This window comes from Globicatella sp. HMSC072A10, from assembly GCF_001811625.1.
In the GTDB taxonomy this organism is placed as follows: domain Bacteria; phylum Bacillota; class Bacilli; order Lactobacillales; family Aerococcaceae; genus Globicatella; species Globicatella sanguinis.
The window spans coordinates 1-15,038 of sequence record NZ_KV805706.1; the positions used below are offsets into that span (position 1 = coordinate 1).

The following is a 15,038-nucleotide window of genomic DNA, read 5'->3' on the forward strand; positions in this document are numbered from 1 at the left end:
TTTTCTAGCTTAATTTTACTATCCAAGTATTAAAAAAGGTACTATGCTAAAGTGGAGTAAACTATTGAAATCAAAACTTTGTTAAGAGGGAGGAAACTTTATGCAAGAAAATCAAACATTTTACTATGAGACGCAAAAGATGTTACAAGCAGCGCATCGGGAACTTTCGGTAGAAGATTATCAATCGACCGTTCATACCATGTTAGAGCGACTATCTGACCGACCCGCTACTGCCTTGGAGTTAGGCTGCGGGGTGGGCTTGGCTGCTATTTCTTTGAGTGATTTGGATGTTGAAGTGACAGCTATTGACTTTGAGCCTACGGTGCACCAAATTGCGCTCGAGAATCAAGCGAAGTATGCAGCGCAAGTCAATTTTTTAAGGGAAGATTTTTATCAATTTGATGCCCAGTCGCAATTTGATTTAGTCTATTATTTAGATGGGTTTGGTATTGGCGCAGATGCGGATCAGTTGAAATTATTAAAACGGATTAAAGAATGGCTGAAACCAGACGGAAAAGCATATATTGAAGTCTATAATCCGAATCATTGGCGGAAAGCAGATGGTGTCACATTACCTTTAATTGAGGATGTCTCACATCGTTATTACTATGATGAGGCAGCGCATGAAATGATTGATATCTGGAAGAGAGAAGGCACTGATGAAGAGTACACTCAACGGTTGAAATGTTACTTACCAGAAGACTTCGAGCGGATGGCTAATGAAGCAGGATTCGAAGTCCTATCGCTATATCCAGAAGGAAGAATGGATTATCAGGCAATGCAGTACCATCCACAAGCGTCACTGTCAGATTGTCTATCATATTGCGCTGTAATCGTCCCCAATAATTAATTTGAACGTTAAAAATAAAAGGCTCCTTGTAATAGGGTGGATAGAGCCTTCTTAGAAATTGAGCTACGGTATGTAGCTTATTTTTATACTTCCTAGACAGATACAGTCTGGACCTTAAAAGATTTTGATGACGGAACTGATGATGACGAGTGCATATGTATTGGGTTTTAGGTCTTTAATCTTGTTGTTAATTCCTTCTATCGGTCCATCGCTTAACGATGGCTATTCACAGGTAGATTGAATCATGTCAATGGTCCTATTGGATGTTCGTTAAAAGATTTGAACCTACTCAACCACTGCGCTTTTAATAACGAACAATAACTTGAATAAATTAATCAAGTTTATGCCCACCCTCTAACAAGATATTTTTTGAGGGGCTATTATAAATTATTTGTTTTCATAAAGTAAAAATCTATTGGAAAGATATAAAGCTATAATCAATTCTCCCAGTGCAAAGAAAGTTAATATAACTAAATCGTTTAGATTTATAAATCGTAAGTTATTTGCTTCAATAGCCAAGAAACTAAGACCGACTATTTTTAGAGAATTAAAGGCTGTTGCGAATCCAAACATAGTAAAGATAGTAGATAGGAGTACTATTATTCCAAAAGATTTTATTTTGATAGCCAGCGCACCAAAAATTGCTATGATAGGAAGAGCGAACAGGATGCTAATGCCTATGTAATAAAAGTATATATCAAACTCTATATTTGAAAAACCACCAATATATTTTCCTCCTAGATAAAAAATAGAGACAAAGTAAATTTGACAAAAGCTTATTATGATGAAGGCTAATAGTAATTTAACGATGATATAGGCGATATTTTTCTTTGGACTCATAATGATAAATTTAAGACCCGCCTTGTGTTCGTAAGACCACAGGCTTGCTATGACAATCGCAATTAAAGGGATATAAAAAAATGAGAAGTAAAATAAGCTAACCTGAGTCCATAGACTTTCCCACTCAAGTGACAAAGTTTCTTTATTTGTCAAATAATTTATCAGACCAAAAGCATTGGCTAATAGAGGGATAATGAGACTTACTAGTAAGATATTGATAAACTTAATTTTTTTAAATTCTATTTTTAACATTTTTTCACCTAGTCTTTGTATAAATTATAAGATTTCATTGTTTTAAGGTAGCTAAGGCTTGTTATTAAAAAGATAAAACTAATAATTGGCGTATAAAAATTGATTGGATTTAATACTTGGATAAATTCGCTCCCATTATTGACATAAGATATATTTAAAATACTAGCCATCCAAGCAAAGGGATTGATATAAGTCAGGGTATTAGAAGTCAGCATCGTAATGATGCCAGTAAGACCTCCTATTATCGAAACAAATGATAAGGTGTAGACTTTTTTGGACTTCATCTCGACAATCATAAAGGAACTCAAGAAAAACATATTAATAATGATCGCTGTAAAGTTTACTAGTCCAAATCTTAAGACGACATCAGTATTAAGATTAAACTGAAGTGACCTTTTTGCTAATATTATAAAAAAGATACCTTCTATTACTTGAAGTGAAATGAGCTTAAGAGATATAATTTTAAATTTATCAAAAAGAATCGAGTTAACTTTTTGACCAAGGATTATTTGCATCTGCCACATTTTATTTTTTTCTTCAATTTCAATTACCTTTTTTACTATCGATGAAATCAAAATAGGATTGAATAATAAGGATATAAATAAATAGGTATCTAAGATGTAAGCCAGTGGAAAATATCCTGCTAAAAATGATTTTGAAAAACTTACTCCTGTTACTATTAACATTTGGGTGAAAAATACTATTAGGATTAAGAAATTTATTCTTAGTCTTTTATATTTTTGTCTTTCTAAGTTTTTCATATTAGTTCCTACTTTCTTCAATAAATAGCTTTTCTAAACTTTCTTTTTCTTCTTCGATCCGGTATATTGCTACTTTTCCATGTAAGAAGTTTACTATCTCAGCTATTTCCTGATTAGATATTTTTCCTAAATTTATTTTGTCTTCATTTAATCGCTCGCTAGGAAGCTCTAATAGTTCTAAGACTTTTTGGTTATCTGATGTGCTTAGGGTTATGAATGGTGGATGAAGCCTTCTATATTGTTTTAAGCTTCCATTGTAGGTTAATTTTCCTTCTTTAATGATTCCAATGTGAGTTGCGATTTTTTCTATTTCATCAAGGATATGCGAAGAGATTAGAATGCTTGTAGAAGTATTGCTAACGATTTTTTTAAATAAATTTCTCATTTCTTCTATCCCTTGAGGATCTAAGCCATTGATAGGTTCATCTAATATTAAAAGCTTTGGATTGCCGATTAGTGCTATCGCTATACCAAGACGTTGTTTCATTCCAAGTGAGTATTCCTTAGCCTTCTTATCCCTTACATTATTAAGTCCAACAAGCTCTAAAGTTTTTAAAATTTCTGTCTTTTCTATTCCCTTTAGTTGGCAAATGATTTCTAAGTTTTCATAGCCTGTGAGGTGGTCATAAAAAGAAGGGTTTTCAATGAGGCCACCAAGATGTTTATTAAAATCTTTTTGGTTTTTTGTATTGACTTCCTTTCCGAAGATTTGAACGGTACCACTATCTTTTTCGACAAGCCCCAGTATTATTTTCATTAGTGTGGATTTACCAGCGCCATTCTTCCCTATCAGTCCATAGATAGAGCCTTCTTCAATTGATAAAGAGTCGATGTCTAAAACGTTTTTTTTGTTATATGATTTTCGCAAATTGCTAATTTCTAAGATATGTTTCATTATTCTACCTCCTAAAAAAAGAATATCATCTTATAATAAAAATAAGCTTTAATCAACATCACTTTTACATCACAAAACACCAAAAAATAAAAGGCTAGTGTATAATTAGAATAAATGAGGGGATTAAATGGATTATAGAAGAGATATTTCTTTATTAATAATTGATGATGAAAAAATTTTGTTAGAGAATTTATATAATTTTTTAAAGGAAAAAGGTTTTAAAAAAGTTTATACAGCCAAAAATTTAAAAGAGTCTAAATTTAAATTGGAAAATTTTAAAATCGATTTAATAGTCTTAGACTTAATGTTGCCAGATGGGAGTGGGTTTGACTTATTAAAAGAAATTAGAAAGTATTCTGATATACCTGTTATTATTCTATCGGCTCTTGATGGGATAGATGATAGGAAAGAAGGTTTTGAAAATAAGGCCGATGACTATCTTGTTAAGCCTTTTTTTCCAGATGAACTTCTTTGGAGAATTGATGCCGTTTTAAGACGAAGTAACATCATAAAAAATGATGAAAAGATACAATTAGGAAATGTAATTTTTGATAAAGCAAAGGGTATACTTGTAAAATACGGTGAGGAGATTGCTTTAACTGCTACACAGTTTAAAATCCTCGATTTCTTATCTGAAAATATAAATATGATTGTTTCTATTGATCGAATATTAGAACATATATGGGAAGATTCTTATGGTTATGAGAACACCTTAATTACACATATATATAGACTGCGTGAGAAGTTGGAAGATAATCCAAGAGAACCCAAAATTTTAATCACCATCAAGGGACTTGGGTATAAGTTGGTTAAAGAGGAATAATATGTTTAATTATATAATAAAGAGATTTAAAAAAATTGTTATTAGAATCTTAGCATTAATGTTTTTTTTAATAGGATTACTGATGATTTTTCTCTATTTAAACTACCGGTTAAATGATGAATATCAAAATCCAAATGATATTTATACCTACGTAGAAAATAATAAAACGAATAGATACCTAAATGAAAAAAATAACGAATTTCTAAAAGAAAATGCTATTTGGTCGATAAGACTGGATAAAAACGGTAGAGTGATCGAGAGTTTTAATAAACCAGATGAGGTTAAAGAACAGTTTGATTTAACAGATGTTGCAAGGTTTTCTAGATTTTATTTAGCAGATTATCCTGTCTTTACTTACATTATAGAGGAGGGATTACTCATATTTGCTTATCCAAAACATTCACTAGATAAATTTCCTTTTAACTATTATAATTACAATAATTTAATTTTTAACTTTGGACTAGTCGTTTTATTTTTATTTTTATTTTTACTCTTTGTTTATCTTCTTTACAGAGTTGATATTAAAGAAATCATTAATAATATATTGCCATTTCAGAGAGCGATAGATAAACTATTTGAAGCTGACTTTGAAAAACTAGATGAAGAAGGAGAATTAAAAGAGTTGGCTTTTGCGATTAATGAGGCCAATGAAAAATATAATAATTTAAAGGAATCCCAAAGTAAATGGATTAGAGGGGTCAGTCATGATGTCAGAACGCCACTAGCAAAAATTTCTTGGGAATTAAATAAAGAAAGTAAATTAGATATGAATATCGAAAATATTCAAGATCAAGTTTTAAAAATTTCAAATATATTAGAGGGATTAAATCTTACGATGTCGCTTGCGAATATAGATAAGGAAGGATTTGAGTACGAAAATCCCTTAAAAGTAATACGAAAACTAATAGTAGATAAATTAAATGAAAACCCAAATAGAGAAATTGTTTTTGAAAATGAATTAACCAATAAAAATCTTAAGATTAAAATGGATGCCAATTTATTTTATAGAATGCTTGAAAATATCTTAAAAAATGCACTTATTTATACTCAAGGGAAAATTAGAGTTATCCTTTCCGATGCGGATAATAGATTAAGGATTAGTATCTTGGATGAAGGGCCTGGCTTATCTGAACAGATGATTGAAAAGATTAATAGAGAAGATTTAACCAATATTACAAGACATGGATTGGGAATATTTATTTCAAAACAAATTGTAGAATTACATGATGGGAATTTATTAATTGAAAATAAGACTTCCGGACTTGAAGTATCTTTTATTTTTGAGTATATGAATTAAGTTGTATTTTACATTGGCACTTAAAAATTTTGAATCGAAAAACCAATAAGTCGATGATTCATGCAAGGAGAGATTGATGAATGTGAAGCGCAGGCCACACTATCAGCTGTAAGGAAAAATGTGGTCAGACAATCAATAAAAACTTCAGTATCTATAATAATGAGGAGCAAGTAGTATGTGTGTGTTTTGTGATATAGTCAGGCGTAAGCAAGCGGCTTATGTTGTAGATGAGACGGAAAAGACGATGACGATTCTGGATATTGAACCGGCCAATGAAGGTCACGTGCTGATAATCCCTAAGATTCATGTCGATTCTATCGTCAATCTTCCTGATGCCTATGTGCAAGAAATTACCAGCGTGATTCGAAGAATGATTAAAGCATTCACGACGGTATACCACGCATCAGATTATGGCATAATGCAAAATGGTGGAGCAAACTGTGACTTTGGTCATTTTCATCTACATGTTTTTCCAAGATATGAAGATGACGGTTATGATTGGCTTTACCCAGAAGGTACTAAAGAAGTATCTGAAGCTGTTGCCACAAAATTGAAAGATGCTTTGTAAATAGATAAGAGTCTTTCATTATGCGCGTTAACGTCGGTCATATTAAGTTTTCTCATTTAGTTATTAGTGACCATATATGTTTTATAGGAAGCGGCCTTACACTTATGTTTTCAAACTGAGTGTAGGGGACGCTTTTTTTAGAGGGTGTCATCTGGATATTATTAGGTAAGATAGAGATTACGACAATTTAGAAAAAAGCATAAAGACTAGGATAAATCATGTGATAAGACGTTTAGAGGTGTGTTTCATGCTGTGGCATATAGTTTTGAGATAAGTTATAATACAGACTAAAAGGTAGAGGGAACTTAGAATACGTTGTTTCGCCTTAATCAAAGTTTTAACAGCCAGAATATGATAGAGTGTTGAGTGAGATAATAAAGATGCTATTAATGGAGTTTCATTATGAGATTATTTGAATAATATTTGGAGGAAGGCAAATGAACGAACAAACTCATTACGATTGGGTGGATTTTTATAAAGAATTCGCTTCAAAGCTATTAGATTATAAAGATAACAGAAATGAACTTGTAGAGAAAGTAAAGGCGATTTATTCTATGACGGGTATGAATATGCCTACATTGGAAAGGGAAAATAATCTGATTGATATTGATCCCTTTACTGTATTTGGTCTTTTTAATAAGAAACTGAGAGACGATAATCGAATCAAAATTTTAACCGCAATTGTTGATCTGTTTAATATTAAAACACCCGTTCCGACATCTTTCGATAGTCTACCCGTTCTCAATCCTCAAAATGCTACTTTCTATTATTTTATTGATGAGCGTGAAGAAAATGACATTGATGATTTATGGGAGTTGTTTACATCTGCTCTGGCTTATGTTCAGGAACCTACTGCTGATAATAAAGAGAAATTTATGCATTATTTTGATTTGGCGATTAATAAAAAAGGTAATGGGAATAGCAAGATTACCATGGCTCTTTATTGGATTTCTCCTAACGCATTCTTGAATCTGGACAGCCGCAACGAATGGTATATTTATGAATCAGGTAAAATACCTCATGATGTTGTTAAAGAGTTACCTGAGATTGAGGGAAAGATTTCTGCAACTAAATATTTTCAAATAAGAGAAACGCTACGTCATTATTTGCAGAGCCCTAAGAGCGAACTGAAAGACTTCAAGGAAATGTCTTTTGATGCATGGAAATATTCTAATCAAGTTAATCAGGAAAAAGCAGCAGAGAAAAAATCAGCAACCAAGGTCAGTGATACTCTTGCTGATGATGTTGATACGGTTCATTATTGGATTTATTCCCCTGGAGAGGGCTCATCAATGTGGGATGAATTTTATAATGAGGGTATCATGGCAATAGGTTGGGGCGAAATTGGCGACCTTCGAGATTTTGATTCAAAAGATGCTATGAAAGAAAAGATGAAGGCGACTTTCGATGAAAAATTATCGTATAAAAATAGTGCTCACGCAACTTGGCAGTTTGTAAATGAAATGAAGGTCGGAGATATTATTTTCGTAAAAAAAGGGATGCGTGAGTTAGTAGGCCGAGGGGTAGTGACCTCGGAATATGAATATGATAAAGAACGGCTTGATGAATATAAAAATACACGTCAGGTAAATTGGACTCATAAAGGCGAATGGCCACATCCAGGTCAAGCGGTCATGAAAACTCTTACCGATATTACTTCTTATATAGATTATGTAGAGCAACTAAATTCTCTATTTAAAGATGAGTCTGAAGAAGATTTAGAAGAAATTGAGCAAAATTATCCTGAATACACGAAGCAAGATTTCTTGTCTGAGGTATATATGCCAGAAGAAGAATATGAAAAATTGACTAACATTCTAAAAATGAAGAAAAATATTATTCTTCAGGGAGCACCCGGTGTTGGAAAGACTTTTGCTGCCAAAAGGCTTGCGTTCTCAATGATGGGAGTAAAGGATATAGAACGAGTGATGATGGTGCAATTCCACCAGAGCTACTCTTATGAAGACTTTATCATGGGGTTTAGGCCGTCAACTAATGGTTTTGAGTTAAAACGGGGTGCTTTCTATAATTTCTGTAAGAAGGCAGAAATCGATGGGGAAAATGATTACTTTTTTATTATCGATGAAATAAATAGAGGTAACTTAAGCAAAATATTTGGTGAGTTGTTTATGCTAATTGAAAATGATAAAAGAGGCGTTTCTTTGAAACTCTTGTATTCCGACGAGAAATTCTCTGTTCCAAAAAATATTCATATCATTGGTATGATGAATACCGCTGATCGTAGCTTGGCTATGTTGGATTATGCATTGAGAAGACGATTTGCATTCTTTGAAATTAAGCCAGGTTTTACTACAACAGAATTTAGAAATTATCGAATGAGCTTAGATAATGTAAAGTTTGATAATTTGATAAATTGTGTAGAGCAACTGAATAAAGTGATATCTGAGGACGAATCATTAGGTGACGGCTTCTGTATTGGGCATAGCTATTTTTGTAATCTGACATCGGACACTATTGCGGATCATGTACTCTTTGGTATCATTGAATATGAGCTGATACCACTCTTGAAGGAATACTGGTTTGACGAGCCTGCGAAGGTCCAGACTTGGAGCAATCATTTAAGGGGTGCCATTAAGTGATACGAGTTCAAAATGTTTATTATATGCTGGTATATGCTTTCAAAGTGTTGAATCAACAGGGATATAAGAGAATCGCAACTGAAAGATTTGCTAATACTGCAGATCTGATGGCAGCCATTTTGGCCAAAGGCATCTCTATCCAGTTGAAGCGAGGATTAGGAAGAGAGTATATATCCCATACGGAAGAATTATCATCTTTACGAGGTAAAATAAATATTGCTGATTCCGTAAAGACTCAGATCATGATGCGAAATAAATTGATTTGTATATATGATGATTTTTCTGTAGATAGTACAATGAATCGAATTATAAAATCAACTGTGGAGCTACTTTTGAAAGCCGATATTGCAAAAAGTAGAAAAAAAGAACTGCGTAAGTTAATGGTGTTCTTTGTGGATGTTACACCGATAGATTTGTATTCGGTAAACTGGAATATGCAATATAATGGTAACAATCAATCCTATCAGATGCTTATGTCAATATGTTATTTGGTGGTGAAAGGTCTACTCCAAACTAATACTGATGGAACAACAAAGCTAATGGATTTCCTGGATGATCAAAGAATGTCCCGTTTATACGAGAAGTTTATTCTAGAGTATTATAAAAAGCACTATCATGCTATTTCCGTAAGTGCTTCACAAATACCTTGGTCATTAGATGATGGCAGAGGCGATATGCTACCAATAATGCAGACTGATATTCATCTTCAAAAAGGAAATACGGTATTAATTATCGACGCTAAATATTATAAGAATACCACCCAAGTGCAGTATGAAAACCATACACTGCATTCAAATAACCTTTATCAAATTTTCACTTATGTAAAAAACCGTGAATATCAATTTGGTGAGGATGACAGTAACGTGTCTGGAATGTTGTTGTATGCCAAAACAGATGCTATGATTCAACCGGATAATGTGTATCAAATGCATGGTAATCAAATTAGTGTAAAAACTTTAGATTTGAATCTTCCATTTGAACAGATTACATCTCAATTAGATAAAATTTTAGAGATGCATTTTGGTGAGGTTGCGAAATGTTAGCAAAGAAAAAAGAATTTAATTTAAGAAGTCCATAATGGATTGCGTTTGGTAAATAGGGTGGTACCTATACGCATAGGGAGTAATATTCCTATGTGGATTGGGGAAAATACGAAAAAACATTTCTTGAAATGAACAGAAAAAAGCATGTTTAATGAGTCGGTTTGTTTTCTAAGGTGTTGTTTTTTTAGAAGAAAAGAGTTTTTTTAACAAGAAAAATAATAATATTTAAATAAATTGAGGTGGATATATGAGTATTTGGGAAGAGTTGAAACTCGTTCATTTGGCAAGTAATGCGTCTTTTCATAGAGGAATTTCCTACCATCAAAATAAGGCTGTTTTAAATGGAACTTGTTGTGGCGAGGGCATCTATAAAGGGGAAGTTAAAGGCTCTAATGAAAATGTGTATCATGTTTCAATTGATATTAATCATCCCAGAAAGTCAAAATGTAATTGCCCGTTTGCTAATGGGAGAAGAGTGGTTTGTAAGCATATGGTAGCATTATACTTCTACTATTTTCCTAAACAAGCGGATGCTATTATCGCAGAAATCGAGGAACAGGAAAAAGCAAAAGAAGAAGCATACAATGAATGGGAAAATGAATATCAAAAAGAGCGACAAAAGGAGTTAAAAGAGATTACAGCTTATGTAAATAGTCTTAGCGTTGAACAGCTCAGAGAGAAATTAATAGAAGCTCTTTTAACAGAGTTTGATAGTGAATATCCGAATTTTGATGATGATGACTACGATGACGATTATTATTATTATTATTAAATAGTATAATTATTAAAAAAGTGCAAATAACAGGCAATACCGTAGATAGAAAGAATAAGCATTGATAATCAAAAGATTTTAACTTCATCTGCCTACCTTGGCGCATTTGAGTAGGATTTAAATATATTCGAAGAATGTAGCTTAAGGAGACGTAACCACCGAACAGTTAATTAACTAGAAGATAAGTTGGGACCAAAACTATTTAGTTTTTCCCAGCTTCTTTTTCGAGCACTTCAATATTTTAAATTGTATGATAAAGATCTTATTTTTAGAAAATAATACTTCATCAATTGATATTTCTCGAATCTATTAGAATAATATAATAGTTTGAGAGAAAATTTAAAATGAGGGTTATGTCATAATCATCTACTTCTCTGATAGCGATATAAGTCAATAAAAACTCATATATATCTCCTTTGGGGAGATAAAATTTAGGATTATGTTTGAAAAATCTCCCTTATGGTGATATAATTATTGTGAAACAAAAATATACCATGGGAGAAAAATAATGATAATCAGAGAACGAGAACTTAACTGGTTAAAAGAATGGAAGAATAAAGATTTAATAAAAGTCATTACAGGTGTTAGAAGGTCTGGAAAGTCTACCATTATGTTTCAATATAAGGATTGGCTACTAGAAAATGGAGTAACTGAAGAACAGATTATTTATTTGAATTTTGAAAATCTAGATACTTTAGAACTTCAAGATAGTGTAGCACTTCATAACTATATTAAAGACAAAACTAAAGGGAATTTACAATATTATCTATTATTTGATGAGATTCAAATTGTTAATAAATGGGAGGTTGCAGTAAATTCTCTTCATCTTGAAAAGAAAATAGATATTGTAATAACTGGTTCAAATGCTCAGTTGTTATCATCCGAACTTGCGACCTATTTAGCTGGAAGATATGTTTCTATTGTTGTCTACCCATTTTCGTTAAGGGAATCCAAATTAAAGGATTCTAAATTAACATTGCAAGATTATATGATTTACGGTGGATTTCCTGGAGTAGTAGGAATTGAAAATAATTACTCAAAAATCACCATTCTTAATGATTTACTAGATTCAGTATTATTAAAAGATGTCATGTTAAGAAATAAAATCAATAATAGTCATCTATTAAGAGCTTTAGCGAGTTTTATATTTCAAAATTCTGGTTCCATTTTTTCAGTCAGAAAGATAGCTAATACGATAAAATCTGAGTTAGGAATTAATACAAAAGAAGAAACGGTATCTGTTTACTTAGAATATTTAAAAGAAGCCTATTTAATATATGAGTTGGAAAGATATGATTTAAAGGGAAGAAAAGTCTTCGCAAGAAACAATAAATTCTATGGAGTTGACCCAGGTTTAAGAACTTCATTAATTGCGGGTGGGAACAAAGATTATGGTCATCTTTTAGAAAATCTTGTATTTATAGAACTTCTTCGAAGAGGTTATAAAATTTATACAGGTGAGATAGATGAATACGAAATAGACTTTATTTGTAAAAAATATGAGGAGATAATATACATACAAGTAAGTTTGAGTTTGATGGATGAAAAGACAAGAGAACGTGAATTTAGACCGCTACAAATGTTAAAAGATAACTATCCGAAGATTATTTTAAGCTTAGATACGCTCGATTTTTCAAAAGAAGGTATAATAAATTTAAATGCAGAAAAATTTTTAAATGGAGAAATAGATTTTTAAGGCGGTAAAGATAATGCTTCATGAGTTTATTTCCAAGACTTAGAAACGGGGCCTGCTTATCTATAGTTAAAGCTTGGTGCATATGGAAAAATGTGAATTGATGTTAAGAATTGAGTCAAGTAAAATAACAATGTTTATAAAGCAAAAGCCGATTCTAGTAAATCTTATGAGGGACCGGAGATGAAATTATGCTTGATTTTTTGGTTTTCCATCAATTTATGTGAATAGATAAAAAGTTAATGTGAGTCGATAATAATTTTGGAGGCTGTGTAAAATGTTTCGGTCTTTTTTCGTAGAAAAAAAGTATCTCTTATTCGTAAAATGATAGGATGAAAACGTAAAGTTAGTATTAAAAGGGAAAATACTATGAATTAAGTGAAAATTGTTATAGTAATTCTGGTTACGTTGGTTGTGATTTTATCTGGTTTAGCCTATCGAACGTTTCACTTTGACTATGGCAATGATCGATTTATGGAAACGAAAGGTAAGCAATTAGAGTTCAAAAAAAGTGTCTACAATATGGAGGATGGTAGCGAAATAGCTTATTTGTAATCCATACATAGTACCAGTCTAAAACCAGTAAATTAGTACCACAGAAAGTAGGAATTGAAAATGATTAGAGCGTTTAAATTAGAAGATCTTGATCAAGTGATGCAAATTTGGCTTGATAGTAATCTTGAGGCACATCACTTTATAAATCGCGAATATTGGATAGCTAATGCACCAATGGTTAAAGAATAACTTTTAGATGCTGAAATCAATGTTTATGAAAATGAGAATAAAATTGTGGGCTTCGTTGGGGTGCAGGATAATTATCTTGCGGGGATTTTTGTAGATAAGAGTATGCGTTCTAAAGGCATTGGCAAGCAATTACTAGATTATGTAAAAGGGCTTCGTCAGGAATTGCTGCTTACGGTATATCATGAAAATAAGAGTGCCGTAAAATTCTATAAACGTGAAGGATTAACGACTATCTCGCAAGAGATGGACGAAGTCACCAATAATCTTGAACTTTTAATGCAGTATAAAGCGTAAGATTTTACGGCTTAACCGGTATAGTACATAAAAAGACTTATGGGCATCTCGAGGTTAGACAAAATAAAAAATTCCAGATAATATCGTAGTTAGAGAGCAAGAAATGAAGCAAAATTCAATCGATTTTCTATTGTTTGCCACTGCCTAAGATAATGAAATTGTATGGGGCTAAACAACAAAAGCCTTATCTCTACAAAAAAATATATCAACACAAAAAGAGAGTCTAAGTGGCATGCTCAATAGCGTGGCCCTTAAACTCTCTTTCTTGATGAGTCGGATTATGGCTGAATGGATTTATGCTGAGAGTCAGTATAAATATAATCAAATAACAGGTTTACAATCGTTTCGTATTCTTCATAGCTAAAAGATTCTTTGAAATGATCGTAATCATTGATACTACCATTGCCAATACAACAGGTACAGCAACGACCAATATGTGCGCCATTATGCGGTGGACGCGTATTGACTAGAAATACCCAATCATGTTCAGTGACATCACCACTCAGACTTCTTCGGAATCTTAATTGCGGCACAATACCAAATTTTTTGATTCCTTTAATAAACTCATCAAAACTACTCTTCATTTCTGGTAACAAACAAACCACTCCTAGTTATTTATTCAATTAAAAAAGCACAACGAGATTCGTCGTGCCAAATAACTGGATTCGACTCATCTATCTCTTTCGAGTTGGATTTAGCACCTTGCCAATGGTAGGTTGCTGAAGCGTCATGGGGCCAATTCCCTCTGCTTGCTCTGGATAAGTTGTGACTTTTAATTGTATATTGATATTATCATTTATTAAGCGATATTTCAATGATTATTTTTTACGTTAGATGAAAGTCGTTTTAAATTGGCTAAATAATAAACTTCAACGCAGTTACTTCGATAGCGACGTAGAACAGAATTTTGTTGCGTTTGAACGTCGCTTATCATCAGTTAAAAAATCGGTTAATTTCTACTTTAGCTGTTTCAGGCGAGTCTGATCCATGAATCAGATTATAAGTGACATCCGTTGCATAGTCTCCACGAATCGTACCGGGTGCTGCTTCAAAGACATTCGTTGGTCCCATCATAGCTCTCATGCCTTGAATTACTTCTTCTCCTTCTACCACCATGCCAAAGACAGGGCCTGATAACATAAACTGTTCGAGCCTAGGATAAAAGGGCTTGTCGATCAGATGAGCATAATGTTCGGCAATAATCGATGCGTCAAGGGTCATTAATTTGGCTTGTACTATACGGTATCCTTTCTTTTCAATCCGCGAAATCACTTCTCCCATCAAGCCGCGCTTCAAGCAGTCTGGTTTTAACATGATGTATGTTTGTTGACTCATGATTTAATCACTCTCCTAAACCTTATTTTCATTATTATACCAAGAAAGTGATGATAATACCCTTGATATGGTGCTAGCGTATTCATTTACGATGCCAGGTTATGTCGCGTGCGTGCCTTTATCAAAATTTAGAACAGCTGTGTACTGAGATATGATTATGGCAGCACGATTTCTAACGTTATGATGGATTGCGTGCAATAAGAGGTCAGCAATTGCTTGATTCCAAAGTCTTTAGTAGGTGCTGGTTAACTCCCCATAGTATTTTAGTTTT

At 32.7% G+C, this 15,038-nt stretch carries 15 protein-coding genes and 1 riboswitch; of the genes, 10 read left to right on the forward strand and 5 right to left on the reverse strand.

The window, feature by feature from the left end; translation table 11 throughout:
- Positions 1-100: 100 nt before the first annotated feature.
- Positions 101-850, forward strand: coding sequence for a class I SAM-dependent methyltransferase (locus HMPREF2811_RS04775; RefSeq protein ID WP_071408326.1), 750 nt, complete (start codon positions 101-103; stop codon positions 848-850).
- 387 nt (positions 851-1,237) lie between these two features.
- Here HMPREF2811_RS04775 and HMPREF2811_RS04780 read toward each other — a convergent pair whose 3' ends face one another.
- From HMPREF2811_RS04780 to HMPREF2811_RS04790, 3 genes are read right to left on the reverse strand one after another with little or no spacing between them, the layout of a single operon-like run.
- Positions 1,238-1,942 carry an ABC transporter permease gene (locus HMPREF2811_RS04780; RefSeq protein ID WP_071408327.1) on the reverse strand — a complete coding sequence of 235 codons (705 nt, stop codon included), beginning with the start codon at positions 1,940-1,942 and terminating at the stop codon, positions 1,238-1,240.
- An 8-nt stretch (positions 1,943-1,950) separates the two neighbouring features.
- Positions 1,951-2,703 (reverse strand): hypothetical protein, encoded by a 753-nt coding sequence (locus tag HMPREF2811_RS04785; protein WP_071408328.1) that lies wholly within the window; start codon positions 2,701-2,703, stop codon positions 1,951-1,953.
- A 1-nt stretch (position 2,704) separates the two neighbouring features.
- Entirely contained in the window at positions 2,705-3,598 is an 894-nt protein-coding gene (locus HMPREF2811_RS04790) for an ABC transporter ATP-binding protein (RefSeq protein WP_071408329.1), read from the reverse strand.
- A 127-nt stretch (positions 3,599-3,725) separates the two neighbouring features.
- On the opposite strand from HMPREF2811_RS04790, the gene HMPREF2811_RS04795 reads away from it, so the two are divergent.
- The 9 genes from HMPREF2811_RS04795 (at position 3,726) to HMPREF2811_RS11745 (ending at position 13,432) form a co-directional block, all read left to right on the forward strand.
- Positions 3,726-4,421, forward strand: a complete 696-nt coding sequence (locus HMPREF2811_RS04795) for a response regulator transcription factor (RefSeq protein ID WP_071408330.1) — start codon at positions 3,726-3,728, stop codon at positions 4,419-4,421.
- A gap of 1 nt (position 4,422) precedes the next feature.
- Positions 4,423-5,718, forward strand: a complete 1,296-nt coding sequence (locus tag HMPREF2811_RS04800) for a sensor histidine kinase (RefSeq protein ID WP_071408331.1) — start codon at positions 4,423-4,425, stop codon at positions 5,716-5,718.
- A gap of 175 nt (positions 5,719-5,893) precedes the next feature.
- Positions 5,894-6,286 (forward strand): HIT family protein, encoded by a 393-nt coding sequence (locus tag HMPREF2811_RS04805; RefSeq protein ID WP_071408332.1) that lies wholly within the window; start codon positions 5,894-5,896, stop codon positions 6,284-6,286.
- A 437-nt stretch (positions 6,287-6,723) separates the two neighbouring features.
- Complete coding sequence (locus HMPREF2811_RS04810) at positions 6,724-8,886, forward strand: AAA family ATPase (protein WP_071408333.1); 2,163 nt, start codon at positions 6,724-6,726, stop codon at positions 8,884-8,886.
- On the forward strand, positions 8,883-9,929 hold the full coding sequence (gene mcrC / locus HMPREF2811_RS04815) for a 5-methylcytosine-specific restriction endonuclease system specificity protein McrC (RefSeq protein WP_071408334.1): 1,047 nt from the start codon (positions 8,883-8,885) through the stop codon (positions 9,927-9,929). Before HMPREF2811_RS04810 ends, mcrC begins: the two co-directional genes overlap by 4 nt.
- A 247-nt stretch (positions 9,930-10,176) precedes the next feature.
- A complete protein-coding gene (locus HMPREF2811_RS04820) occupies positions 10,177-10,701 on the forward strand; it encodes an SWIM zinc finger family protein (RefSeq protein WP_071408335.1) in 525 nt (174 codons plus the stop codon).
- Between the two features lie 508 nt (positions 10,702-11,209).
- Positions 11,210-12,397: an ATP-binding protein gene (locus HMPREF2811_RS04825; RefSeq protein ID WP_071408336.1), complete on the forward strand. Its 1,188-nt coding sequence runs from the start codon at positions 11,210-11,212 to the stop codon at positions 12,395-12,397.
- Positions 12,398-13,009: 612 nt separating this feature from the next.
- A complete protein-coding gene (locus HMPREF2811_RS11835) occupies positions 13,010-13,138 on the forward strand; it encodes a GNAT family protein (RefSeq protein ID WP_256388700.1) in 129 nt (42 codons plus the stop codon).
- A 15-nt stretch (positions 13,139-13,153) separates the two neighbouring features.
- Complete coding sequence (locus HMPREF2811_RS11745; RefSeq protein WP_256388701.1) at positions 13,154-13,432, forward strand: GNAT family N-acetyltransferase; 279 nt, start codon at positions 13,154-13,156, stop codon at positions 13,430-13,432.
- Between the two features lie 278 nt (positions 13,433-13,710).
- On the opposite strand, the gene HMPREF2811_RS04835 is transcribed toward HMPREF2811_RS11745, so the two are convergent.
- Together HMPREF2811_RS04835 and ndk are read right to left on the reverse strand one after the other, a co-directional pair.
- Entirely contained in the window at positions 13,711-14,028 is a 318-nt protein-coding gene (locus tag HMPREF2811_RS04835; RefSeq protein ID WP_071408337.1) for a hypothetical protein, read from the reverse strand.
- 71 nt (positions 14,029-14,099) lie between these two features.
- A riboswitch (SAM riboswitch) is annotated at positions 14,100-14,197 on the reverse strand.
- 168 nt (positions 14,198-14,365) lie between these two features.
- Complete coding sequence (gene ndk / locus HMPREF2811_RS04840) at positions 14,366-14,767, reverse strand: nucleoside-diphosphate kinase (protein ID WP_071408338.1); 402 nt, start codon at positions 14,765-14,767, stop codon at positions 14,366-14,368.
- Positions 14,768-15,038 lie beyond the last annotated feature (271 nt).